At 41.9% G+C, this 25,142-nt stretch carries 19 protein-coding genes; 8 read left to right on the plus strand and 11 right to left on the minus strand.

Annotated elements, in window-relative coordinates; translation table 11 throughout:
- Window positions 1-564: 564 nt before the first annotated feature.
- Window positions 565-1,356, minus strand: coding sequence for an MOSC domain-containing protein (locus tag ACM0OS_RS09030; RefSeq protein WP_414542844.1), 792 nt, complete (start codon window positions 1,354-1,356; stop codon window positions 565-567).
- Between the two features lie 114 nt (window positions 1,357-1,470).
- Complete coding sequence (lepB, locus tag ACM0OS_RS09035; RefSeq protein WP_414542845.1) at window positions 1,471-2,097, minus strand: signal peptidase I; 627 nt, start codon at window positions 2,095-2,097, stop codon at window positions 1,471-1,473.
- 228 nt (window positions 2,098-2,325) lie between these two features.
- On the opposite strand from lepB, the gene ACM0OS_RS09040 reads away from it, so the two are divergent.
- On the plus strand, window positions 2,326-3,645 hold the full coding sequence (locus ACM0OS_RS09040) for a dihydroorotase (RefSeq protein ID WP_414542846.1): 1,320 nt from the start codon (window positions 2,326-2,328) through the stop codon (window positions 3,643-3,645).
- Between the two features lie 1,398 nt (window positions 3,646-5,043).
- Here the strand turns inward: ACM0OS_RS09040 and tsaE are convergent.
- Entirely contained in the window at window positions 5,044-5,499 is a 456-nt protein-coding gene (tsaE, locus tag ACM0OS_RS09045; protein WP_414542847.1) for a tRNA (adenosine(37)-N6)-threonylcarbamoyltransferase complex ATPase subunit type 1 TsaE, read from the minus strand.
- Between the two features lie 190 nt (window positions 5,500-5,689).
- Window positions 5,690-7,060 (minus strand): gluconeogenesis factor YvcK family protein, encoded by a 1,371-nt coding sequence (locus tag ACM0OS_RS09050; RefSeq protein WP_414542848.1) that lies wholly within the window; start codon window positions 7,058-7,060, stop codon window positions 5,690-5,692.
- A gap of 154 nt (window positions 7,061-7,214) precedes the next feature.
- Between ACM0OS_RS09050 and ruvC the strand changes: the two genes are divergently transcribed.
- Together ruvC and ACM0OS_RS09060 are read left to right on the plus strand one after the other, a co-directional pair.
- Window positions 7,215-7,706: a crossover junction endodeoxyribonuclease RuvC gene (ruvC, locus tag ACM0OS_RS09055; protein ID WP_414542849.1), complete on the plus strand. Its 492-nt coding sequence runs from the start codon at window positions 7,215-7,217 to the stop codon at window positions 7,704-7,706.
- Between the two features lie 323 nt (window positions 7,707-8,029).
- Window positions 8,030-10,627, plus strand: a complete 2,598-nt coding sequence (locus tag ACM0OS_RS09060) for a GUN4 domain-containing protein (RefSeq protein ID WP_414542850.1) — start codon at window positions 8,030-8,032, stop codon at window positions 10,625-10,627.
- A gap of 41 nt (window positions 10,628-10,668) precedes the next feature.
- Here ACM0OS_RS09060 and ACM0OS_RS09065 read toward each other — a convergent pair whose 3' ends face one another.
- From ACM0OS_RS09065 to ACM0OS_RS09085, 5 genes are all read right to left on the minus strand, one after another.
- Window positions 10,669-10,857, minus strand: coding sequence for a hypothetical protein (locus ACM0OS_RS09065; RefSeq protein WP_414542851.1), 189 nt, complete (start codon window positions 10,855-10,857; stop codon window positions 10,669-10,671).
- 223 nt (window positions 10,858-11,080) lie between these two features.
- Complete coding sequence (locus tag ACM0OS_RS09070; protein ID WP_414542852.1) at window positions 11,081-12,655, minus strand: NAD(P)H-quinone oxidoreductase subunit 4; 1,575 nt, start codon at window positions 12,653-12,655, stop codon at window positions 11,081-11,083.
- Window positions 12,656-12,903: 248 nt separating this feature from the next.
- Complete coding sequence (locus ACM0OS_RS09075; RefSeq protein ID WP_414542867.1) at window positions 12,904-14,994, minus strand: NAD(P)H-quinone oxidoreductase subunit 5; 2,091 nt, start codon at window positions 14,992-14,994, stop codon at window positions 12,904-12,906.
- A gap of 206 nt (window positions 14,995-15,200) precedes the next feature.
- Window positions 15,201-15,587: a thioredoxin family protein gene (locus tag ACM0OS_RS09080; protein WP_414542853.1), complete on the minus strand. Its 387-nt coding sequence runs from the start codon at window positions 15,585-15,587 to the stop codon at window positions 15,201-15,203.
- Window positions 15,588-15,986: 399 nt separating this feature from the next.
- Entirely contained in the window at window positions 15,987-16,700 is a 714-nt protein-coding gene (locus tag ACM0OS_RS09085) for an NnrU family protein (protein WP_414542854.1), read from the minus strand.
- 215 nt (window positions 16,701-16,915) lie between these two features.
- On the opposite strand from ACM0OS_RS09085, the gene ACM0OS_RS09090 reads away from it, so the two are divergent.
- The 4 genes from ACM0OS_RS09090 to ACM0OS_RS09105 all read left to right on the plus strand — a co-directional run bounded on the left by ACM0OS_RS09090 (window position 16,916) and on the right by ACM0OS_RS09105 (window position 21,907).
- Window positions 16,916-17,929: a LysR family transcriptional regulator gene (locus tag ACM0OS_RS09090; protein ID WP_414542855.1), complete on the plus strand. Its 1,014-nt coding sequence runs from the start codon at window positions 16,916-16,918 to the stop codon at window positions 17,927-17,929.
- A 187-nt stretch (window positions 17,930-18,116) separates the two neighbouring features.
- Entirely contained in the window at window positions 18,117-19,484 is a 1,368-nt protein-coding gene (locus tag ACM0OS_RS09095; protein WP_414542856.1) for a protein kinase domain-containing protein, read from the plus strand.
- Between the two features lie 20 nt (window positions 19,485-19,504).
- On the plus strand, window positions 19,505-20,896 hold the full coding sequence (locus ACM0OS_RS09100; protein WP_414542857.1) for an ABC transporter substrate-binding protein: 1,392 nt from the start codon (window positions 19,505-19,507) through the stop codon (window positions 20,894-20,896).
- A gap of 138 nt (window positions 20,897-21,034) precedes the next feature.
- The gene (locus ACM0OS_RS09105) at window positions 21,035-21,907 is read left to right on the plus strand and encodes a 6-carboxytetrahydropterin synthase (RefSeq protein ID WP_414542858.1); all 873 of its coding nucleotides are present in this window, start codon (window positions 21,035-21,037) and stop codon (window positions 21,905-21,907) included.
- Between the two features lie 650 nt (window positions 21,908-22,557).
- On the opposite strand, the gene ACM0OS_RS09110 is transcribed toward ACM0OS_RS09105, so the two are convergent.
- Window positions 22,558-22,749, minus strand: a complete 192-nt coding sequence (locus ACM0OS_RS09110; protein ID WP_414542859.1) for a hypothetical protein — start codon at window positions 22,747-22,749, stop codon at window positions 22,558-22,560.
- Window positions 22,750-22,854: 105 nt separating this feature from the next.
- Entirely contained in the window at window positions 22,855-23,628 is a 774-nt protein-coding gene (hisF, locus tag ACM0OS_RS09115) for an imidazole glycerol phosphate synthase subunit HisF (RefSeq protein ID WP_414542860.1), read from the minus strand.
- A gap of 155 nt (window positions 23,629-23,783) precedes the next feature.
- Here hisF and ruvB point away from each other — a divergent pair, with 155 nt between their 5' ends.
- Entirely contained in the window at window positions 23,784-24,884 is a 1,101-nt protein-coding gene (gene ruvB / locus ACM0OS_RS09120; protein WP_414542861.1) for a Holliday junction branch migration DNA helicase RuvB, read from the plus strand.
- Window positions 24,885-25,142: the final 258 nt, after the last annotated feature.

Here is a 25,142-nt window from a genome sequence, read left to right on the forward strand (position 1 = left end):
AAAATCGAGAAGCTTTGGCTTTATTAGCTACTTCTTTCCTCAGTAATATTACTGAACCAACCCTAATTAACCATCAAGCAAGTAACTGATACTAGTATAAACATGGATGAAACCGAGGTTGTATCTACCCATTTGTCTAGTTGATTTTAGCGGACACATAATCTTCAAACTTTGTTATAACACCTTAATTTGCTACATTTAATCTAGTAATAGATCAACATATGCTCCTGCTGAGACGGCAAAAAATATTTACACTCATTCACAAACGCATGAAACTTTAGGGTAATTGTTGCTACTAGCACTAAAAATCCAGTCCAATTGGGCATTTCTCGCAATCACCTCAAAGGAGAGATTGAATTTCCCTTCACTCAAGCACAAACTTGAGGGTGATGAGGGTTTTTCACCTCCGCCACAACATCAGCAAGAGCCAGACGCGGAAAAATCCGCGCTCCGCAGTTGTATACTTTCAAGACCTCTGGTTAAAAATTGTCAGATCAATATTCCAGAAAAAAGTCACAAAAATATTTTTATTTTCTAAATTTCCTAGATATTTATGAAAAAATATTACAAGCATGGCTGAAATATGTCAATTTTGTTACCAATTTGCAAAATTTTCCTAGTTTCTGAAGCCATTAATCGCGTATTGACGCTCAAGCGATAAAAGTGATTAAAATGGGATGAGTCCACCCACCCTGGTAAAGTGGCTTGTCGCTGTTGCACAAATATTTTTTGAAAGTTTGGGTAAGCTTCTCCAGAATCAGGATTACGTGTTGGGACTACACAACGCTGACAAGGATTCACACCCAATAAATGTATATCTCCTACTCGCAAGAAGACATGATTGTCTGGTTGACTAAATAGTTGATCTTCCCAAAATGCTGGGACACCACCAACTTCAATATTCGCACGTATCCGGCGACGCATTTGGGCAACACTCACGCCGGGAAACCAGGAAGCTACTTCTGTTAAAGTCGCTGTACTAATCACCGTTGGCCCCGGTGAATTTGGATCATCGGGAAAACCCATGAGAGAATTTTGCTTTAATTTGACAGTAAACCCAAAAAAATTACTTAGGGTTGCGGCTAGTGCTTGTTGTTCTTCATCCAGGTGAAAAACTTGTGGTGACTCGTGATTTGGGATTTGTAGAGAAATAGTTCTCTGAAAAATATCAAATTGTGATCTTAATAAATGAATTTTGCCATTGCGCTTACCATTGACCAACCTACCCCGTTCGTCAACAATGGCAAACTCACGATCTGATTCTAATGCTCCACTGGCAAGAATCCTAGCTTGCTCAACTTCCACGCAATCTAGTGACTTAATCGGGTAGAGTAAAATTTTAGCTAAGTACGACATTGCAAGGTGATTCTATCGCTGGAGAATGGAGATGCCGAGATATTGAATCATCACAAATACTCAATATTCCCCACTGCCAACTCTATAAATAACTATTAACTATGGATACAATGGTTATCTATCAAGACCTCCAATGTTGTTTAAAGGCCAAAAGCGCAGTACCGCACGACCGATAATATTTTCGCGGGGGACAACACCCCAACAGCGGCTATCGTAGCTACTACTACGGTTATCGCCTAAAACTAAGTATGAATCGGGGGGTATAGTTTGTGGTTGTGCTAAAAAAGCTTCCTGCTGTCCTGATGTACAAACATCAATGGCTGTATTCTGCTGGGTTCTGAGGTAGTTAATTTCCTGTAAAGGTTCATTGTTGATATAGACGTTACCATCTCTAAGTTCTACTTGTTCTCCAGGTAAGGCGACTATACGTTTAATGAAAGCATCGTTGTATTGTTCTGCTTGTAGTGTTTTTGTTGGTGAAAATACTACAATGTCTCCCCGCTGCGGTTCGGAAAATTTATATCTCAACTTATCGACAATTATCTTATCTGCTTCCCATTGGTTTGGGGTACCGTTGAGTGTAGGTTCCATAGAACCAGAAGGAATCCAGCGAGCTTCAGCAACGAAAGTACGAATTCCCAGAGCCAAAACAATACTTAATACAACTGTTCTAGCTAGTTCAGCGAGCCAGGAATTATCGGGTTGTTGACTAGAGTTTTTATCAGACACTTGATTTCGCATGAAATTACTGAAGTAAGCAAAAGTAGAGGTAACGAACTCAATGGGGGAGATGATATTTTTTATCTTAACGAGTAAACTTCTGATTTCCTGGTTGAAGTTAGCATCTTCACCCAGGGAATTGATAACTCAAAATTAAACTTTTTTTAGGTATCCGCAAAAATATACGATAACGTGTGCAACCAAGTCTAACCTAAAAGCTTAGTTATCTGTATAAATGTGATTAACGCTATGTCATCTCCACAAAGTTTACTGATTCGTCGCGCTCGAATGATTCTCCCTGATGGTGAATGGTTGGAGGGGGATGTGCTGACGCGCGATCGCCAAATTGTTGCCGTAGCCCCAGAAATTTCTCCGCCGACACCAGTCACCACAATTGACGCAGAAGGGTTAACTTTGTTGCCAGGGGTCATTGATCCACAGGTGCATTTCCGGGAACCTGGGTTAGAACATAAGGAAGATCTATTTACGGCCAGTTGTGCCTGTGCCAAAGGTGGAGTTACTTCTTTTTTGGAAATGCCCAATACTCGTCCCCTGACCACTACCCAGCAAGCCTTAGACGACAAACTGCAACGCGCCGCCAATAAGTGCGTGGTTAATTATGGTTTTTTCATTGGTGCAACTTCAGAAAATTTACCAGATTTACTTTTGGCTCAACCCACACCGGGAATTAAGATTTTCATGGGATCGATGCATGGTCAATTACTGATTGATCAAGAAGCAACTTTGGAACCGATATTCGGTCACGGAGATCGATTAATTGCCGTTCATGCCGAAGACCAAGGCAGAATCAACCAACGTCGTCAAGAGTTTGCAGGCATTCATGATCCGGCGATTCATTCCCAAATTCAAGATAATCAAGCGGCACTTTTAGCAACGAAGTTAGCCTTAAAACTTTCTCAAAAATATCATCGCCGGCTGCATATCTTGCATATGTCCACAGCAGAAGAAGCCGATTTACTGCGTCAGGAGAAACCAGATTGGGTGACAGCAGAGGTGACACCCCAGCATTTATTATTGAATACCAGTGCTTATGAAACAATTGGCACCTTAGCACAAATGAATCCACCGTTGCGATCGCCCCACGATAACGAAGTCCTCTGGCAAGCTTTGCGCGATGGTGTCATTAATTTTATTGCTACAGATCACGCACCCCACACCTTGGCAGAAAAAGCGCAAGAATATCCCAATACTCCTTCTGGAATGCCTGGGGTAGAGACTTCTCTGGCTTTAATGTTAACGGCGGCCATGGCAGGACGCTGTACTGTAGCCCAAGTAGCTAACTGGATGTCTACTGCTGTGGCTAAGGGTTATGGCATTCCCCATAAAGGAGCGATCGCCCCTGGTTATGACGCTGATTTAGTTCTGGTAGATTTGAACACATACCGACCAGTCCAGCGGGAAGAACTGTTAACCAAGTGCCGTTGGAGTCCATTTGAAGGTTGTAACCTCACAGGATGGGCTGTGACAACTATTGTTGGTGGTCAGATTGTTTATGACAAAGGGCAAGTAAATACACAAGTGCGCGGTGAAGCTTTAACTTTTGTGTAATAAATAGTTCGTTTAAAGAGGGAATTTACAGAGCAAAATATCGCCAGTTTACCATCTGGCGATCGCCTCTTTTATGACTGCTAAATCATACATTCATGGAAAATCAGCAATGTCAATATTGTTGGTATACATAAAATAGTATTTATACGAAAAATGTCGTCCAAACACTTGACGGAAATTTCAGTTGACCTGTTCGTCAAAATTATTTTTATAAAATTAATAACTACATAGATAACTATAGATATAAGTATTTCTTCTAATTAATAGAAAAAAAATTAATTTAATTTATGCAATTAATTTACAAATAGTAACCTTCTAGTTATAGATCCGGAACCTGACCTGGGAATACTAAATGCAAGGAGCAGTTAAACGAGCGGATATGCAAATGTTAATCATTTAACTTTTCACCACTATCTTTTTGTATTTAACTATCCGGATTTTTTCTCGAAATAACTGTAGAGAATTAGTAGGGTTAAGTAAACGGGCAAATTTCTGTGAAAACTATGTTTGATACATATAAAAATTTTATATGCACTTAATTTGTACGGTCTTAAAACCTACTTCTTACAGTTCTGAGAAAAGTGGGTATCAGGCAATGAATTTGCTCAACAGCTGATCATTGACCCCCAAAATGCAGTAAACAACGCCAAATAAGCATCCAATCAAACAAACTCAATCACTATTTATCGAGATAATCAAAATAATGAAGCAATAGGAATCACCATAGTTTCACCAGATGAAGAAAAGTTACCAGCATTTAAGGGGTAATTGCTATTCATCAAACAGTTCAATACAGACAAAGAATCGCCTAGAGGTCAGGTTTATATTAATTCTCAGGTGAATTTAATTTTCCTTGAGGGTAAGTATTAAAAACATCTGGCACATTGCCAGATATTACCTGGAAAAAGATTGTTCTAGGACGCTTTGAGTCAAATTCTCATTCATCTACTGCAATTATGATCTGCGAGAATACGCCAATCCTAGCTAACCGCAGCAAAAAAAGCTAGTAGATGTCAATCATAACCAGTTCTTGTGTTGAAAAGTATTTCATTGATTTTTGGATAATGAAGACAACAATGTTAGTGAATTTTCTGGATGAGCGTGGTAGTGGCAGATAGAACGAGTGTGGCATTCTCCCTCGACTATCCGTAAAAATTTTGTAGTGCTGTGATGAGGTTGAAATATTTGAGATATGACCCTAGTAGCACTATTACCGCTACGCTGAAGTCAAAAGTCGTCTGGAAAAGTTTGCCCGCAAGGAAATCCTCCTGGCAACTTTTTGTAAAAGTCAAAAGTCAATAAAGTGCGGCTCTTTGCCTACTCTATGGTGGATTGAGAACATATCCAAATGAATGCTGTTAAACATTGGATAAAGTTCTTAACCAAATCCCCAAAACCTCAGATGCTAGGAAGCAATTTGTCAATATTGCAATTGAATGGCGTAATTTCAGCTTGACGAATGCCCTCTTCGCCATAAGTTATGACCACGCTAATATAACTCTCTGGCTGATAGGGCATTCTTTCTGCCCACTCAATCGCCATAATTCCCGGCATTACTTCAATCCCTTCCCAATAAGTTTCTAAGTTTAAAGCTACGACCTCATGGGGTTCTAGGCGATATAAATCTAAATGGTAAAGAGGAACACGTCCTTGGGTGTACTCATTAATCAGAGTAAACGTAGGACTGACAATTGATTCAGTGATGCCTAAACCTTGACCAATCCCTTGTACCAATGTAGTTTTGCCAGTTCCTAAATTACCTTCTAATAAAATCACACTGCCAGTGGGGAGAGTTTGGGCAAGTGTGATACCCAAGTCTAATGTGGCCTGTGCATCTGTAAGTAATCTCTTCATAGGGACTGGGGACTGGGGAAATACTGCACTCAATATTCTAAATTAGTGGTCAAGATGTGATGTTGTTCTTGACTAGTAGAAATCATCAGGACTTACGTAACCAACCACGTATTTTCGTCATTGCGACCGTAGAGAAGCAATCTTAAAGCCTTGATTTCGTAGCGAGTGCGTCAGTCCTCATCATTTGACTTTATTTTCCATGATGAGCGCCTCTGTACCACCGCAACAAAACGCGTGCTAGTTTCTGGGGGTTGTGACGTACGCAACCTATTTCATCTTCATACAAGATATTAGCTAGAACAATGCGTCGCCCTAACTGGGTAACAGCCTCCCTGTCGAGAAACACTGGATGAGAATTTTGTTGAGCATAGCGCAGCAGTGATTTTTCTGAAGGGGATTTTTTGTGTACTAGTACGGCATCAAATAACTGTCTTTCTCCGCATGCCATATCAATGGCTTGAATGTGGTCAGCAACAGTATATCCTTGAGTTTCTCCTGGTTGGGTCATGATATTGCAGATGTAGATGCGGGGAGCATTAGTTTTGGCGATCGCATCGGCAATATCTGGTACAAGTAAATTAGGAATTAAGCTGGTATAAAGACTACCAGGTCCAATAATAATATAGTCGGCTTCTTTAATGGCCTTAATCGCTGCGGGTAAAGCCGGAGGGTTAGCCGGCATACAGCCAATTTTCACAATTTTCCCCCCAGCCTTGGGAATACTAGACTCACCCTCAATACGCCGGCCATCGTCTAATTCTGCCCAGAGGCGAACATCGCTGAGGGTAGCGGGCAAAACTTGTCCCCGCACAGCTAAAACCTTAGAACTAGCTGCCACAGCCCTTTCTAAATCTCCGGTAATATCGGTCATGGCAGTTAAAAACAAATTGCCAAAACTATGGCCTGTCAATCCATCTCCAGCTTTAAAGCGATATTGAAATAATTCTGTTAATAACTTTTCCTCATCTGCCAAAGCTGCCACACAATTACGAATATCGCCTGGTGGTAAAACGCCAAATTCCTGACGCAGCCTTCCAGAAGAACCACCATCATCAGCTACAGTCACAATGGCAGTAATATTAGCGCTGTAGGTTTTCAATCCTCGTAACAACGTGGAAAGTCCTGTACCACCACCAATTACTACTATTTTTGGCCCTCGGTATAATCGGCGATGAGCCAGCAACATGTCAATTAGTTCTTCTTCACCATCTGGTCTTAGCACCCTAGTAATTGAACCGACGGTGCGAGTTTGTCCCCATAGGATTAATAAAAAACCACACAGCAATACCAAAGGGCCGCTGATATAGTTGGGTAAAATGCCCGCGATTACTCCCAGAAAACCCCGAACTAACTCAATCATCCAAAAAATTGGGGTTAGCTTTACCCATATAGCCAACCCCAGAATTGCCAGCAGTACCCCGCCAAGACTGATTAGTAGCCAGCGTTTGATGGATAGCCCAGGGGATAACCACTTAAACCACTGGTTGACCCTATAGGACGTACGGCCGCGCGACTGCTTTTGCAGGGCGTTGAGGGCTTGTCTGAGAAAACCAATTGACATACCTGATTCGGAGCAGCGCTACAAACTAAATGATTAACAGAAAATGCACACTACATGGTTTTAGCATCAAATGTGAAATTCTTAAATTTATCAAGGACTTTAGACTAGCTGTAAGTCGTCAAAGTTGCCAGTATTGCCAGTAAAAGTAAATTTAATGGAAAAACGAATTTTAGGACTAGACCCAGGATTGGCAACTTTAGGATTTGGAGCCATTACCTGCACACAAAATCCCCAAAGAGTACAAGATACAACAGTCAATATGATTGACTTTGGGGTAATTCGGACAACGCCGGACACGGAGATGGGACAGCGGTTGTGTATCTTGTTCGACGATTTGCACACCCTGATTGAACAATTGCAGCCAGATTTGGTGGCAATTGAAAAATTGTTTTTCTATCGTATGTCAAATACTATCGTTGTGGCACAGGCACGGGGTGTACTATTGTTAGCTTTAGCACAACACCAACTTCCATATGTTGAATTTACCCCTGCTCAAATTAAACAAGCTTTAACTGGTTATGGCAATGCAGATAAGTCAGAAGTTCAAGATGCAGTGGCCCGGGAGTTGGATTTAGAGGAGATTCCGCGGCCAGATGATGCGGCCGATGCTTTGGCTGTGGCTTTGACTGCTTGGTTTCAAATATAAATTGTAAAACGAGAAGCGTTAATTGTACCTAATAACTGATTTGTCTGATTATTTCCCATTTCGGTGCTGGTGCGTCGCTACCTTTGCCAAGGTTGGCTGCTTGCAAAAGACACTTAAGAGGAAAAGTCAGAAATTCTCATTACCATAAGTAAATTAACGTATCATCTTTTCAGGACTTACGTAACCTACCACGTATTTTCGTCATTGCGACCGTAGGGAAGCAATCTCAAAGCCTTTATTTTCATGCCGAGTGCGTAAGTCCTACTTTTATTAAAGACGTATTTAAGCGTAACCATATTAATACCTTCCTTTAAGCCCGATAAATGCAAAACATTACACAGGCATTAGTTAAATGGCTTCCTACTGGTGCTGGAGCTGGTGTAACAGTTCATTTCCTCCTTAACCAACAATGGATACAGGCTGTAATTTCCACTTTTCTCACTGCCAGTTCCTCTCTTTGGGTGAAGTTTAGCGGCGAATTTATGAAAGCCCTAGAAGCGAAAGCAGAGGAAAAAGGTAAACAAGCTGGAGAATGGACTGCTAAACAAGCAGACGACTTACCAAATCAATTTATTAAAAAATTTTCAGGATTTGAGAGTAAGTATAAAAGGTTATTAGTTGATTTTTATTGTGACTTTGAGACCGAGGGGTTCAAAATTGGCTTACCTGTCTTGAATTTAGAAGATGTATTTGTACCGTTAAAAGTTGAGACAGGTAATTTAGAAAATATTCCTGGTGCAATGGTTTCTACTCAACACACCAGTCAACATTTTGAAAATCAAGAAATTTGGGATTTTTTAGCTGCTATTTATAAACAAAATATTTATCGCCGCATGGCTGTTATTGCTCCCCCTGGATATGGTAAAACAACCTTGCTGAAGCATTTAACTTTGACATATGCCAAAAATGGTCATAGCAAATATAAAGCACCGGCATTTTTACCAGTTTTATTGTACCTGCGCGATATCCGTGAAAAAATTACTAGCGATAATCCTCCAAATTTACCAGAATTAATTACCAATCACTTAAAAAATCAACCTGCTTTTGCTGAACTCAACCCCCAAACAGACTGGTTTAATCAACAATTAAAAAATGGTAAGTGTTTGGTCATGTTGGATGGATTGGATGAAGTCGCTGATAGTAATGAACGCTTGCAGGTAAGTAAATGGGTAAATCAGCAAATGGCTACTTATCGCCAAACAGCTTTTATTATTACTTCTCGTCCTTATGGTTATAGTAGTGCGCCTGTGGATGAGGTGAAAGTTATTTTAAAAGTTCTACCTTTCACCTTAGAGCAGATGAAGCAATTTATTAACAGTTGGTATCTGCAAACAGAAATTAGAAGTCGCGCAGGCAGAAATAATCAGGTAGTTAGGGCAGAAGCTGAGACAAATGCCGCCGATTTAATTGACCGGATTATTAATAATCGTGCTATAGCTGATATGGCAACAAATCCGCTTTTGGTAACAATGATTGCTACTGTTCACTATAGCGGTAGTGCTTTACCAGGACGGAGGGTAGAACTTTATCAAAAAATTTGTGATTTACTTTTGGGAACTCGACTAAATGCGAGAATTAAACCCCCTCTGACATCTGAACAATATAAATCGGTATTGCAAGTTTTGGCACTGGATTTGATGAAAAGGGAAACTCGCACTTTTGCACCAGCAAAAGTTGAGAGTTTAATTGATAAGGAACTGCAAACAATAGTTAATATTACATTAACGTCAGGAGAATTTTTAGAACAAGTTAAAGATGTGAGTGGGTTGATAGTTGAAAGAGAGCAAGGTATATTTGAATTTGCTCATTTGAGTTTTCAGGAATATTTAGCTGCGGCTGAGGTGAAGGAGTTGCAGCAAGAACAAATATTAATTGATAATTTTGACAATTCTTGGTGGGCGGAAACAATTCGCCTTTATGCGGCTCAAAGTGATGCTACTAATTTGATTCAAGCAGCCTTACAAAATCAAACAGTTACTTCTTTAAGTTTGGCTTATGATTGTTTGAAAGAAAGTAAGAAAGTAGAACTACAAACACAGCGTCAACTGGAAAATATTCTTGAAGCTGGTTTGACATCTAAAGATGCAAAAATTGCCCAGATAGCAGCACAGGTAAAATTAACCAGAAGGTTAAATAACTTATTGCGAATTAATGAAACCCAGGAAATAGATCAAAGTTATCTTACTTGGGCAGAGTATCAGGAGTTTATCAAAGATGCTTTTGGCACAAATACTATTGAACAAGGCTTTTTACCAGATGATGTGAATAATATTTCTCCCACTCAACCTGTCACGGGAATTAGTTTTCAAGCAGTTAATCGTTTTTGTGCTTGGTTGAGTTTAAAGTCTAATTTTGATAACAACCTAATTCGTTATAGATTACCCACAGAAGCAGAAATAAAAGATTATCCAGCCAGAGAAGAGAAACTTCTTACCTGTTGGACTCAGGAAAACCGCACTGATGGAGAAGGAATAAGGGTTGTTAAAGATCAATGGCCAGAACAATACAGACAACTTTTAGAACACTTAGCTGCTGGAAATTGGCTCGAGGCTGATGAGAAAACAGCTAAAATGATGCTGAAAGTAGCTAACCGAGAACGTGAAGGGTTTTTAGACATTGGTGCTATTGACAAATTTCCCTGTTCTGACCTCCGTACCCTTGACCAACTTTGGGTACAATATAGTTATGGTCGCTTTGGTTTTAGTGTTCAAAAGCTTATCTACGAGCAAAAAGGAAGAGACTGGAAAGCAATGTATGACGCATTGGAATGGTCAAGCGTAAATTATAGTAGCTTTAACACCACTACGGGACACTTACCTCTAAAATCTTACCATTTAGACAGAGACGAGAATGACTTGGAAAAAAAGGAACTGAGGAATATCTCTTCTCTCGCGCAGAGACTTGTAAATTGTAACCTATAAAGCTTTCAGTCAATCATAAACATTTTTTATTACCTACTTTTCTACGACGTTTCAAGGTTTCCCGGTTTTCGATACCTGGCACTCCCCCCTGGTGGTTGATAGCAGTTCGCCATAACAAATTTATCAGCTACTTTCTGAATTTCTGGGTCTGTTGCTTCCCATGTATTCCAAGGTAGATTCATTTGTCCTGGTGATGTTTTCTTCTTATTCGGCTTTCCTTTCAACTTCATTCCTGCTAATAGCTTGCTTCCCCAATGGTTACGCTTTTCTGGTTTTGGCTTTGGCTTTGGCTTGTACTTGCGACAAAACTCCCGATATCTAGCAGCACACTTATCTAGAGTCTTTCCCAGCCATAAAAATGCAGGATGCCATTCTGTTAAGCCAAAAATAATAAAAAAGAGCGGGTTTTTGACCCGCTCCTAAAGTAATATTAATTTAAGTAGCGATCGCTGCTTAATTAGCAATTTCTGGCGCTTTCAAAGATAGCTGTGGTGCCTCTTTTTGCTGCGCTAGAGTCGGCACAGAATCACGCAACCTTTCTGTTAACTGCACTGTGGTTGCGTCATACATCTGAGTCAATAATTTGGGATAAAACCCAATACCAATAATTGGCACCAACAAACAAGCAATGATAAACACTTCGCGGGGTTCCGCATCTATCAAAGCTTGGTGGGAAACTAATTCTTCGTTTTCTTGACCGTAGAAAATTTCCCGCAACATAGACAGCAAATAAATTGGAGTTAAAATCACCCCAACTGCCATCAAGAACACCACGATAACTTTAAAAGTGGAGCTATAAGCATCGCTGGTGGCAAACCCAACAAACACCATTAATTCTGCTACAAAACCGCTCATACCTGGCAATGCTAAAGAAGCCATAGAACAGGTGGTGAACATAGCAAAAATCTTTTTCATCCTCTTACCGACACCACCCATTTCATCCAACATCAAGGTGTGTGTCCGGTCATAAGTTGCCCCTACAAGGAAGAACAAACTGGCCCCGATTAAACCGTGGGAAACCATTTGTAAAACTGCCCCACTTAACCCCAAATCAGTAAAGGAGGCAAAACCAATCAGCACAAAGCCCATGTGAGAAATTGAGGAGTAGGCAATTTTCCGCTTGAGGTTGCGCTGGGCAAAGGATGTCAGGGCAGCGTAGATAATATTCACCACCCCCAAAACCACTAACACCGGTGCAAAATAAGCATGGGCATCGGGGAGCATTTGGGCATTCATGCGAATTAAGGCATAACCGCCCATTTTCAGCAGAATCCCGGCTAGTAACATGTGTACGGGGGCTGTAGCCTCACCGTGGGCATCAGGTAGCCAAGTATGTAAGGGAATAATTGGCAATTTGACAGCGTAGGCAATTAAGAACCCGCCATACAATAACATCTGGAAATTTAAGGCGAAATCCTTCAAGGCGATCGCTCGCATGTCGAAGGTCACCGTATCGCCGTAAAATCCCATTGTCAGGGCAGACAGCAAAATAAATAGCGACCCGCCAGCGGTATATAAAATGAATTTAGTTGCTGCGTATTGCCGCTTTTTGCCTCCCCAAATCGACAGCAGAAAATATATTGGTACCAGTTCTAGTTCCCACACCAGGAAAAATAACAGCATGTCCTGAACGGCGAACACGGCAATTTGACCGCCATACATCGCCAATATCAAGAAATAAAATAGCTTGGGCTTGAAGGTGACAGGCCAAGCTGCCAAAATCGCCAGTGTGGTAATGAATCCAGTCAAAATAATCAGGGGCATAGACAAGCCATCTGCCCCCACTGACCAATTCAAACCCAATTGTGGTACCCAGGGGTAACTTTCGACTAACTGCAAATCTGGATTGGAAAAGTCGTACCCAGTATAAAAGGCGTAAACAATTAGTGCAAAATCTATTAACCCCACAATCAGGGAATACCAGCGCACTGTTTTGCCTTCTTTGTCAGGGATGATGGGAAGAAGTAGCGACGCCGCTATTGGTAACAAAATAATGGTCGTCAGCCACGGGAAATTAGCTGTATTCATCGCAATTCGTCTGCAATCAGAATCATGTTTGGCAAAAAGACACTAGCTATTTATTAAGTAACAGCTTTTTGGTTATTTAGTCTGGCTTGTTAGGTTGATTTAATAAAACAAAGAAAGATGAAGGAGGGAAAAGGTATACCCTGCCTTCATCTCGTAAAACAGTGCTGAGTGCTGAAGAACCAGTGCTGAATGGCGAACTGGTGTGTTTGAGTAAGAAGAGGATTCAAAGTCACCACTCAACCATGAAGTTAGGTTATACCGAATAAAATCACTAAGCCCAAAACAGCCCCGAAGATAATTAAGGCATAGAATTGAGCGCGACCGTTTTCTAGGTATTTCAGACCTTCACCACTTACCAGGGTGAAAAAGCCTGTGAGGTTAACTGCACCATCGACAACCCGGAAGTCAACTTCCATAACTTGTCTGGCTACACGACGTAAGCCCAAGACAAAGACACGATGGTAAATGTCATCAAAGTACCACTTGTTGAGGGATAGCTCATAAAGTGGTTTGATTTGCGAGGCGATGGCAGCTGGGTTAATTTTACCCTGCAAATACATCAGCGAAGCCAAGGTAATGCCAATTAAGGAAATGCCCACAGAAGCCCCCGCCATGACGTAAAACTCGGTCGGGTTAAACTCAGCAGCTTTTTCCAAAACTTCGGTGAGGGTTTCGCTAGGGGGAAAAATGAACTCCTCGAAGTAGTTGGCGTAGGGTGTCCCTACTAAACCAATCAAAATTGAAGGTATAGCCAACAATGCCAAAGGCAAAGTCATCGTCCACGGTGATTCATGGGGAGTATCACTGTGATGTCCGTGGGCGTCATGGGCATCATGTGCTGCCAATTCTCCTTGTTTCATTGCCCCAGGCCCAAAATTAGGCGCTGGTTTGGCTGACTCTAATTCTAAGACAATGGTGGATGCAGCTTGCTTGAGTTTGGCTTTGATTTTCTCGTCTGTACCCCGGAATTTGCCTTCAAATGTCATGAAGTACATTCTGAACATATAGAAAGCGGTAATCCCGGCGGTTAGCCAGCCAATCAACCACAAAAATGGGTTAGCTTCAAAAGCATTACCGAGAATTTCGTCTTTTGACCAGAAGCCAGCAAATGGCGGAACACCAGAAATTGCCAAGCAACCAATCAAAAAGGTAATGCTGGTAACGGGCATATACTTTCTTAGTCCCCCCATCAACCGCATATCTTGGGCTAAAGCAGGGTCATGACCAACAACGCCTTCCATACCGTGAATCACCGAACCAGAACCCAGGAAGAGCATGGCCTTGAAATAGGCGTGAGTCATCAGGTGGAATAAACCAGCACTGTAGGAGCCTAGTCCCATTGCCATCACCATGTAGCCTAATTGGGAGATGGTGGAGTAAGCTAGACCCTTTTTGATGTCATTTTGGGTTATGGCGATGCTAGCCCCTAAAAACGCCGTAAATGCCCCGGTAAAGGCAATGACGTTCATGGCAACTGGCACGTGTTCAAAGACTGGGTACATGCGGGCAATGAGGAATACCCCTGCTGCCACCATTGTTGCTGCGTGAATCAGGGCAGAAATGGGCGTGGGGCCTTCCATTGCATCTGGTAGCCAGACATGCAAAGGAAATTGGGCAGATTTAGCAACTGGCCCCAAGAACACTAAAATCGCCAAAAGAATGGCGAGAAAATTGCTCACAGAACCTGTTTCTACTAGTTGGGCCAGGCGATCGCCCATGACACCGAAATCAAAGCTGCCTGTGGCCCAGAACAGCCCTAAAATGCCGAGGAGTAAACCAAAGTCACCCACCCGGTTGGTGACAAATGCCTTTTGACAAGCATCTGCTGCCGCTTTGCGATCGTACCAAAAGCCCACCAGCAAGTAGGAACACATCCCCACCAGTTCCCAGAAAATGTAAATCTGTACCAGGTTGGGACTAACTACCAGACCCAACATCGAGGAACCAAACAAGCTGAGATAGGCGTAAAACCTCACATATCCTGGGTCATGAGCCATATAGCCATCGGTGTAGACCATGACTAATAAAGCTACTGTGGTCACAATCACCAGCATCACAGCTGTGAGGTGGTCGATAGTGTAGCCCATACTCAGGTGAAAATTACCTGCTGCTGCCCATTCTAGGGTGCGGATATAAGGCGCATGTCCTTGAATTTGGCTCCACAGCAAGGCCAACGAGAATGCCATCGCTGTTCCCATCAGGGAGATGATTACCACAGCGTTGAGTTGTCGCAGGCGGTTTGTCACCTGATTTAAAGAAATTAACCCTAGACCAACTAGCATTGCCCCTAAAAGGGGAAATACTGGAATTAGCCAGGCATATTGATAGATTACTTCCATCACTGACGCTTACTTTTAGAATTCTTGACTAACTTGGCGGAACTGTTAATAATTGTGACACACACCCTTGAGGATAAAATACCCCACCCAATGAGCTTTGGGCGGGGTAATTAAGCATGGTTTTATATTTTAGCGACTGGGGACTACGTACTAGGTACAAAAAAAGAGTGTTCTTCACGCCCAGTACCCAACCCCTCATCCCCTAGTTATGCTGAACGACATTCTAAATCTGCTGTCATGGCACTGTTGTATGTTTTAGTGCGATTACTGTAAGTAAGATTAATTTGTTCTAAAGCCAAACGTAAATCGTCTCTGCCACGAAAACCTTCTAGGCGCTGCCGAACTATGCCGTTTTCTACTAATAGTAAAGTAGGTAATGACTTTAGTCGATAAGCATTAGCCAGTTTAAAGTTGTCATCAGCATTGACCCCGACTAATTTAATTTGATCCCCACATTGAGCATTAAATTGCAACAATAAAGGATGAATAATGCGACACAGGCCGCACCAAGGTGCTTCAAAATTAACTAAAACAGGAATTGGTGATTCTAAAACTTCTTGAGTAAATGTCCGCTCACTAACCGACAACACCATGACGCCTCTAAAATTATAGGGTTTTGATATCAAAACTAGCTATCAGTCGTGGGAATTGGCAAGCTGGCCAGTGCCTAAATCATGCTCTTTTGGGTAAACATGATTGTGCAACTATTTCCGCTCTTATTTTAACTTTGATCAAAAAGCCAGTGTGAGTTCACGGTGGCTTTTTTGCTTTTCAACTCCTGATTGCTGCTCTTGAGGGAATTAGACTGCTTTGCCATCGCTCTCCCCAGATAGGCATTTGACCAGCAACATACTTTTATAAATTATCAAACTGACTGACCCCACTCCCACTGACAGCTGTTTGCATTCATCCTACATTGATTTGGTAGCAGTTGATAAGGGGAAATTTTCATGAATCTTGTATTTTTTGGGGATCATGGGGATCAGCTGAAATTACCATTCTACCCTACTAGTCGCTACAAGCAATAGAGGATGCGCCCACCATAACAGACCTATAAAAATTGTTACTCCTAAATAGGCTGGACGGATAAATTCCTGCCATTTGATAGATTGACGACCATCAATAATTGCTTGGAAAGGAATAATTGAAGTCCGTTGTTTGGCAATTTCAAAAGCTTCTCCATAACGGGCAGCTAGGCGGCGATCGCCATGCCAAACTCCAAATATATGGTGCAAAATCAAACCAATGGAAGTAACTAGGGTAAAACTAGTTCCTAACCAAAGTGTATGGGCAACACACCAGATTATTTGCCCTACCATCTGCGGATGGCGGGTAATACGAATGATGCCTGTCTCGTAGAGGGAGACTTGGGGCTTTTGAATAGCGGCAATTTCTAGTAGATTGAAGGTGGCAGGATACAAAAACAAAAACGAAATTGCTGACAACACCCAAACTACTGACTTTACACCAGGTACGCCCTGCACCTGCCACAGTTGTAAGCCATCGTAACGATGATTAAAAAAATAAATAATTAAGATCACAGCCAACGGTAAACTAACTAATGCAAAAAAAATGCGATAAAGCCTTGGCCCGATATACTTCTCTGCCCAAGGACGTAGAGCGGCTCCTCCACTGTGGGCGATCGCAAAAGCTATTTGTAACCCCAACATGACAAAATGACTGGGAGTAAGCCAAGAATTAAGCATCGTATACATAGGTGAGGGAATTTAACAAAAATTTAATTCAGTACAACCAATACCACAAAGTATTCCCTAGGGAACTTTCATCAAGATGTTGTGGTACTGTCTTTTTCGAGTCAAGCTTCCAAGTTTTAAATGCAACAAAATATTTGTGGCTAGAAAGCTATGAAACTTGATTTGTTGCCAAAGCTGCTTTTTTCCAAGTTTGTGGGTTGAGCCTTATGTCTGACCTTCCTTTCACTTTAGATCAGTTACGTATCCTGAAAGCGATCGCTGTAGAAGGCAGCTTCAAGCGCGCCGCTGATAGTCTTTATGTCTCACAACCTGCTGTGAGCTTGCAAGTACAAAATTTAGAACGGCAGCTGGATGTGCCTTTATTTGACCGGGGAGGACGCCGCGCACAATTAACTGAAGCGGGGCATTTACTCCTGAGTTATGGGGAAAAAATTCTCAGTTTATGCCAAGAAACTTGTCGCGCTATCGAGGATTTACAAAACCTCCAAGGCGGTACCTTAATTGTCGGTGCTTCTCAAACCACCGGTACTTATCTGTTGCCGAAAATGATCGGCATGTTCCGGCAAAAGTACCCCGATGTGGCAGTCCAACTACACGTCCACTCTACCCGGCGCACCGCTTGGAGTGTCGCCAATGGACAAGTTGATCTGGCGATCATCGGGGGCGAAATTCCCGCAGAACTGGGCGAATCTTTGGAAGTTGTGCCTTACGCAGAAGATGAACTGGCGCTGATTCTGCCCATATTTCATCCTTTTGCTAAACTCGAAACCATCCAAAAAGAAGACCTATATAAACTCCAATTCATTGCCCTCGACTCCCAATCAACTATCCGCAAAGTAATTGACCAGGTATTAGCACGCTGTGATATCGATACCAGGCGGTTTAAATTTGAAATGGAACTAAATTCCATAGAAGCAATTAAAAACGCCGTGCAATCAGGTTTAGGCGCTGCCTTTGTTTCTACTTCCGCCATCGCTAAAGAATTACAAATGGGTGTATTACAATGCACTCCCATTGAAGGCGTTGTGGTGAAGCGGACGCTATGGCTGATTTTTAATCCTAATCGCTATCGCTCCAAAGCAGCAGAAGCCTTTAGTCAAGAAATTCTCCCGCAATTTGCTACTCCAGACTGGAATCAAGATATGTTAAAATTATCACACAAGAAACTAGTGGTAAATACACTGGATGCAGCAACCCCAAGTTCCTCTGACGCAGGCTAAAATCTAGTCATTATAATTACTAATTCGTAGTTCGTAATTCGTAGTTAATAAATTTAGAATTTATTTCTAGAATTTATTAATTAACAAAAAATCATGATGGCAAGCAACTTTATTGATGGCTGATATCACAATTACGAATTACGAATTAACAATTACGAATTATTTTGACTAATGACTAAAAACTAAAATGGAAGTTTACTGCACCCGTCCTCGCTGTCCGCGCCCTAAAAATCATTTTGCGGATTTAGATGATGTCACAACATTAAGAACAACACAGCAAAAATACTGCACTACCTGTGGGATGCCACTTCTGCTGGATGGTCGGTATGTACCCATTAAATTACTGGGGAAAGGTGGTTTTGGTGCAGCTTTTCTCGCACGCGATCGCCGGATTCCCGGAATGCGTGAATGTGTAGTGAAGCAATTCCAACCGGCGGGAAATTTAAGTACTACTCAACTAGAATTAGCTCAACAGCTGTTTGAAAGAGAAGCGGAAGTTTTATCCCAAATCGGCAACGAACATGAGCAAATACCCGATTTATTTGCTTTTTTTCCCGTGGTAGTTAATAGCTTGCAACCAGGACACCAAGACCAGTTTTTTTACTTAGTTCAAGAATATATTGATGGGCTAAATCTCGAAGAAGAGTTAATGCAAAATGGTAAATTTTCGGAACAGCAGGTTGTAGAAGTACTCTCAGAAATTTTGAAAGTATTACAGTTTGTTCACGATAAACGCATTATTCACCGAGATATCAAGCCTTCTAATATTATGCGTCGTCGGGATGGCAAACTTTTTCTGTTGGATTTTGGTGCAGTTAAGCAAGTTACAAATGCCCCATCAGCAGGTGCTGGTTCTTCTACAGGTATTTACTCTATGGGATTTGCTCCACCTGAGCAAATGGCAGGTAATCAAGTTTTTCCATCCACAGACTTGTATGCGTTGGCTGTAACTATGCTGAATTTGCTCACAGGTCAAGAAGCAAATCAGTTATTCGATGCCTACAGCAACCAGTGGAAATGGCGCTCTCAAGCCAGTATTAATCCTCGACTAGCTGATATTTTAGATAAAATGCTGCTACCTGCGGCTAATCAACGCTTTCAATCAGCTAATGAGGTGCTGACAGCCCTGAATCAGTCATCCACACTTCCTGTTATACCCAAACCGCAACCGCCCCACATACAGCCCCAAGCAACACCATCTCAACCAACGTTTGCCACTTGGGAATTATTAAGTAGTGCAGGTTTTAGTGGCTTTGAAGGGGCATTAATTGTCATCGCCTTGTTTAGTCTATTGCCATCAGCTATTATTAGCTTGCCAGCTGCCGCCTTAATTTTAGGTATACTAATTTTTGCCCAAACTAAGCGGTGGATTGAAAAATTTGATTTATTAATAATTTCGGGAATCACCTTTGCTATTATCGTTTTTACTCCCTGGTTCCGGGGAGATTTAGGCATTCCAGAAATCGCATTTTTAGCAGTTGCAGCTGCTTTAGTCACCATTGCCGTGACAGCAATATTTCGCCTGATTTATAAATTATTATCTTTGATATTTTAATTAAAAATAAAAAATTAGTTATGTCCTCTAAGAAAGAAACTACTATTCTTGTTTTATCTCTGCTAGTTACATTAGGATTAGTCGGTACTGGTTTGTGGTTATTTCAAAATCGAATTTTCCCCCAAAACCAGTCAAGTAATAATTTAACAATTGATAATCAATCGATTGCTGACCGCATTAGTTTTGGAGAAAAAACTTTAACTCCTGGTGAAATAACGCCAGTCAAAAAAGAGGGAATACAGGCGTTAGCTAATGAAAATTACCCTGAAGCGATCGCTAGTTTAGAAGCATCCTTAAAACTCCAACGTAATGACCCAGAAGCGCTGATATATCTAAATAATGCCCGTATTGGGTCTTCTCAAAGCTACACCATTGTTGCGTCTGTACCGTTGGGTACTGACCCCAATGCTTCTTTAGAAATTTTACGTGGCACGGCCCAAGTGCAAAATGCCGTTAATACTTCTGGAGGAATTAACGGAGTACCCTTAAAGGTCGGCATCGCCAATGACGATGACAATCCAGAAATAGCCCAACAAATTGCGGCTACCTTAGTCAACAATCCGCAAATATTAGGCGTGGTTGGCCCTAATAGTAGTGATACCACTTTAGGTGCTGGCAAGATTTATAATTCTGGAAAACTGGTAGCTATTTCTCCCACCAGTACCTCGGTAAAAATTTCTAATTTTAGTCCCTACGTTTTTCGCACGGTTCCCAGTGATTTTATTGCTGCTAGAAGTTTAGCCAACTATATGGTAAAAACTTTGCAACAGAAAAATGCCGTAGTGTTCTTTAATTCCCAGAGTAATTACAGCCAGTCTTTAAAATCGGAGTTCGTTTCTTCTGTTTTGTTAGAGGGTGGACAGGTATCACGGGAATTTGACTTGTCTCAAGCCAACTTTAGTGCAGCGCAAAGTCTAGAACAAGCCAAGCAGCAAGGTGCAGAAGTGTTGATGTTAGCAACCAATACTGACACTTTAGATAAAGCCTTACAAGTAGTTCAACTCAACCAGAAGCAATTAAGTCTCCTTGGGGGTGATGATGTGTATACAGTTAAAACTTTAGAAATTGGCAGAGATCAAGCAGTGGGAATGGTGGTAGCAGTTCCCTGGCATATTGCAGGCGATACCACATCAAAATTTCCCCAAGAGTCGCGGCAGTTATGGGGTGGTGATGTCAGCTGGCGCACTGCCCTGGCCTATGATGCCACTGTGGCACTGATTGTGGCATTAGAACGTAATCCTACCCGTTCTGGAGTCCAACAAGCACTTGCCTCATCTGACTTTGCTGCTCTTGGTGCTTCTGGGGCAATTAGATTTTTACCCTCAGGCGATCGCAATGCGGCTGTACAACTAGTACAAATAGTGACTGGTAATCGTTCGCGTACTGGCTATGACTTTGAACCAGTAAAGTAAACCGTTGCTTTTTCTAGAACAATTTACCTTTGGGAAGGCGAGAAAATAGGCGATCGCTGCATCCACTGGTCAAGAAATTAGTTTATCCTGGAAATAGTGAAAGTTTAAGAAATTTTAAGCTCTGTTTCCAAAATACTCATGCAATGCATTGTTAATCGCCGCGCTCAGTTTTCGGCTAGTCATCGCTATTGGTTGCCAGAATTGAGTGAAGCCGAAAATACTGAGAAATTTGGTGCTTGTTCGAGATTTCCCGGACATGGACACAACTATGTTTTATTCATCTCTCTAGCGGGAGAATTGGATCAATATGGCATGGTGTTGAACTTGTCTGATGTGAAACACGTAATTAAGCGCGAAGTTACCAGCCAACTAGACTTTTCTTATCTCAACGATGTGTGGGCAGATTTCCAAGAAACTCTACCTACCACCGAGAATATTGCACGGGTTATCTGGCAACGTTTAGCACCCCACTTGCCTTTAGTCCGTGTGCAGTTATTTGAACATCCTGAACTTTGGGCAGATTATATAGGAAACGGAATGGAAGCCTACCTCAACATCAGCACTCACTTTAGCGCCGCCCATCGGCTGGCTCATCCTGACTTGAGTAACGAAGAAAATTCCCAGATTTATGGTAAGTGCGCCCGTCCTCATGGTCATGGACATAACTACCATTTAGAAGTTACCGTAAAAGGGGAAATTGATTCGCGCACGGGGATGATTGTCGATTTAGGTGCTTTAAATCAGGTAATAGAAGATTATGTGGTAGAACCATTTGATCACACCTTTTTAAACAAAGATATTCCCTTCTTTGCCAACGTTGTACCCACAGCTGAGAATATTGCACTTTACATTAGTAATTTACTGCGATCGCCTATTGAGGAATTAGGCGCTACACTGTACAAAATAAAACTGATTGAAAGTCCCAATAACTCCTGTGAAATTTATTGCACAAATACAGAAACTAAGAATGTCAGTACAATCACACAAGAGCCAGTTTTAGCGCGTATATAGTCTACCAACTATATTTTAAACAATTCCTAATGTCCCTGACTTATTGAATAAGTCGGGGATATGTTTTTGGATTTTATTTATGTGGTGAAATTTACAATTTCATGATCAATGGTTTAATTGACACCTAATATTGGCCAACTATACCCAAAATTTAAATATGGTTCATATTAGCTTGAAAAATTAAAAAATATAGATACTATTTTATTTAAGCCACAGATGTATGTAAATACCATGCACATAGCACATACAAGATAAATGTGCTGAAATTTTGATTGAGAAAATATTCGCAATTGCAGTCAATCATTTTCAATGGCAAAGAAATTGGACACCTGTACAAAGATTTATAGATGCAGTCAATCGCGGGACTTTAATCGAGCAGGTGCAATCTAAATTATCTCTCAATCTGTTTTAACGGGAGCATCCCAAATATGTAAAAAGCCCTGAGACTGGAAGTCTGGGGCTATATAAACCAAGTTCTTAGTTCGACTGACTTGTACTGAACCTTGTCGAAGTGGCTTCGCCGAAAGTCCTGCGCGGACTCAACTTAGAAATAAAATTTCTGATAGAGACGAATTACGAAATTCGTTCTGAATATTGCCTGAATATTAATATTTTTTATGTTAAATATTTTCTGCATTAAACAGTACTCTCTAGGACACTTGCAATAAATAGCTCATACAGTGTCCCATGAGAAAGTAAACTACCAACATAGCAGCCGCAGCAAGTGCCACCAATGTCCCAGCCAGCATTAAAGAAAATTCTTTATGCTCAACGGCTTTCTCCATGAGATGGAGTGACCACGCTACCAGCGCCACATCAAATAGTAAAATAGGGATCAACATATTTCTTAATATTTATTCATACTCGTAAATTAATGTTAACACTGTTTTAGAGAACTGTATCTAACTTGTGATAGATGTGATTACTTTTCGATCATGTTGAACACATCATGATAATAATCGAATTGGCACCGAGCGATCGCCTAGATAATTTTTGATCTCGGCTACGCTTAATTGTCCGTAATGCAGTAATGACGCTAGTAATGCAGCTTCAGCTTTCCCCTCAGTTAGTGCCGTATAGATATGTTCACAGTTACCTGCACCACCAGAAGCAATCACAGGAACTTGTACAGATTCAGCGATGGCTCTTGTTAACTCTAGGTCGTAGCCAGCTTGAGTCCCATCAGCATCCATACTAGTGACTAGGAGTTCCCCTGCACCTCGTTTTTCAACTTCTTGCGCCCAACGTAAAGCATCTAAGCCGGTGTTTTCCCTACCACCTCGCACGTACACATCCCAGCCAGGATTGTTGGGGTCAATCCTGCGTCTAGCATCAATAGCAACAACTATGCATTGATTACCAAAGCGATCGCTTGCCCGATCAATCAAGTCTGGATCACGTACGGCCGCAGAATTAATACTAACCTTGTCTGCGCCTGCCCGTAACAAAGCTTTAACATTTTCTAAGGATTGAATCCCACCACCTACAGTCAAAGGAATAAAGACCTGTTCAGCGGTGCGGTACACCACATCAATAATTGTATCCCGGTCTTCATGAGTGGCTGTAATATCCAGAAACACTAACTCATCAGCACCAGCCTCGTTGTAAACTTTTGCTAGTTCTACCGGATCACCTGCATCCTTGAGATCTACAAAGTTAACTCCTTTTACAACCCGTCCCGCCTTAACATCTAAACACGGTAAGATTCTTTTAGACAACATAATAACTTTTTCACTCCTGGGTAATCATCCGGAATTTAAATTCTAAATTGGTGCGCGCAGTTCCCACAAAAAATTTTTGCACCCGTGTTTAGTCGCGGCCATTGTGGCCTCGATGGCACTCAAACAGTCCTCAAGTCAAAGTTGATAGCTGAATTATGGCGATAATCTCCTCGAAAAAACAGCCTCAAGAACCCAACGGACAACCAAAGCAGCGTCAGGAGTCTGCGCCCAAACCCTCCAATGAAAATATTTTGCAACCGGAAGCTGCTGTTGATGAACAAGGTAAGCAAGAAGAGAGTATCCGGCCACAGCGATTTGCTGATTACATTGGGCAGAAAGACTTAAAGGATGTGTTAGATATTGCCATCAAAGCAGCTAAGTCACGCAGTGAGGTGTTGGATCACTTGCTGCTATATGGGCCTCCGGGATTAGGTAAAACAACAATGGCCATGATTTTAGCATCGGAGATGGGAGTAAACTACAAAATTACCAGTGCGCCAGCGTTAGAGCGTCCAAGGGATATTGTAGGGCTACTAGTGAACCTTAAACCCGGAGATATATTATTTATTGATGAAATTCACCGTCTTTCGCGGATGACCGAAGAAATTCTCTATCCGGCCATGGAAGATTATCGCTTAGATATTACTATTGGCAAGGGTTCCAGCGCCCGGATACGAAGTGTACCACTAACTAAATTTACCTTGGTGGGAGCCACAACCCGTGTGGGGGCCTTAACTTCACCATTGCGCGATCGCTTCGGGTTAGTCCAGAAATTGCGCTTTTATGAAGTTGACGAACTCAGCCAAATTGTCTTACGCAGTGCTGAATTTCTCAAAACTCCCATTGCACAAGATGGAGCCACAGAAATTGCCCGTCGTTCACGTGGAACGCCCCGTATCGCTAATAGATTACTCAAGCGTGTACGTGATTATGCGGAAGTTAAATTATCTGGTGAAATTACAGAAAGTGTCGCAGCAGAAGCATTGCAACTATTTCAAGTCGATCCATGCGGTTTAGATTGGACAGACCGCCGAATGTTGAGTGTAATTATTGAACAATTTAACGGTGGCCCAGTGGGATTAGAAACAATAGCCGCCGCTACAGGTGAAGATACCCAAACAATTGAAGAAGTCTATGAACCGTACCTGATGCAAATTGGCTATTTAAGCCGCACTCCTCGCGGTAGAACAGCCACAACCGCAGCCTACAAGCATTTGGGATTTAAGCCACCTAATGAACAGTTGTCGTTGTTGTAGCCAATAATGATGCTGATGCTAAGGCGGGAGAGGAGCAACGTGTTCAGTGAGCAGTTCGACAAGCTCACTGTGCCACAGTTGGACAAGCTCACTGTGCCACCTGCGATACCCTGAGCTTGCCGAAGGGTAACTGCTCAGGGCATCGTCTTCCAGAGCATTCTTGATTGGTCGGACTACCTCCCCCCTGCTCCCCTGCCCCCCTGCCTCTTTTGACGGGAGATATTTTTTCGTGCCAAGATGCAAAGTTACTAAGTTGTT

Origin of the sequence: Nostoc sp. CCY0012 (assembly GCF_963920855.1) — a bacterium.
Taxonomy (GTDB): domain Bacteria; phylum Cyanobacteriota; class Cyanobacteriia; order Cyanobacteriales; family Nostocaceae; genus Cyanocohniella.

Coding starts and splice junctions, on each gene's coding strand:
- ACM0OS_RS09030 (WP_414542844.1), bottom strand. CDS start 1,356: ATGTCGTACTTAGCTAAAATTTTACTCTACCCGATTAAGTCACTAGAT.
- lepB (WP_414542845.1), bottom strand. CDS start 2,097: ATGCGAAATCAAGTGTCTGATAAAAACTCTAGTCAACAACCCGATAAT.
- ACM0OS_RS09040 (WP_414542846.1), top strand. CDS start 2,326: ATGTCATCTCCACAAAGTTTACTGATTCGTCGCGCTCGAATGATTCTC.
- tsaE (WP_414542847.1), bottom strand. CDS start 5,499: ATGAAGAGATTACTTACAGATGCACAGGCCACATTAGACTTGGGTATC.
- ACM0OS_RS09050 (WP_414542848.1), bottom strand. CDS start 7,060: ATGTCAATTGGTTTTCTCAGACAAGCCCTCAACGCCCTGCAAAAGCAG.
- ruvC (WP_414542849.1), top strand. CDS start 7,215: ATGGAAAAACGAATTTTAGGACTAGACCCAGGATTGGCAACTTTAGGA.
- ACM0OS_RS09060 (WP_414542850.1), top strand. CDS start 8,030: ATGCAAAACATTACACAGGCATTAGTTAAATGGCTTCCTACTGGTGCT.
- ACM0OS_RS09065 (WP_414542851.1), bottom strand. CDS start 10,857: ATGAAGTTGAAAGGAAAGCCGAATAAGAAGAAAACATCACCAGGACAA.
- ACM0OS_RS09070 (WP_414542852.1), bottom strand. CDS start 12,655: ATGAATACAGCTAATTTCCCGTGGCTGACGACCATTATTTTGTTACCA.
- ACM0OS_RS09075 (WP_414542867.1), bottom strand. CDS start 14,994: ATGGAAGTAATCTATCAATATGCCTGGCTAATTCCAGTATTTCCCCTT.
- ACM0OS_RS09080 (WP_414542853.1), bottom strand. CDS start 15,587: ATGGTGTTGTCGGTTAGTGAGCGGACATTTACTCAAGAAGTTTTAGAA.
- ACM0OS_RS09085 (WP_414542854.1), bottom strand. CDS start 16,700: ATGCTTAATTCTTGGCTTACTCCCAGTCATTTTGTCATGTTGGGGTTA.
- ACM0OS_RS09090 (WP_414542855.1), top strand. CDS start 16,916: ATGTCTGACCTTCCTTTCACTTTAGATCAGTTACGTATCCTGAAAGCG.
- ACM0OS_RS09095 (WP_414542856.1), top strand. CDS start 18,117: ATGGAAGTTTACTGCACCCGTCCTCGCTGTCCGCGCCCTAAAAATCAT.
- ACM0OS_RS09100 (WP_414542857.1), top strand. CDS start 19,505: ATGTCCTCTAAGAAAGAAACTACTATTCTTGTTTTATCTCTGCTAGTT.
- ACM0OS_RS09105 (WP_414542858.1), top strand. CDS start 21,035: ATGCAATGCATTGTTAATCGCCGCGCTCAGTTTTCGGCTAGTCATCGC.
- ACM0OS_RS09110 (WP_414542859.1), bottom strand. CDS start 22,749: ATGTTGATCCCTATTTTACTATTTGATGTGGCGCTGGTAGCGTGGTCA.
- hisF (WP_414542860.1), bottom strand. CDS start 23,628: ATGTTGTCTAAAAGAATCTTACCGTGTTTAGATGTTAAGGCGGGACGG.
- ruvB (WP_414542861.1), top strand. CDS start 23,784: ATGGCGATAATCTCCTCGAAAAAACAGCCTCAAGAACCCAACGGACAA.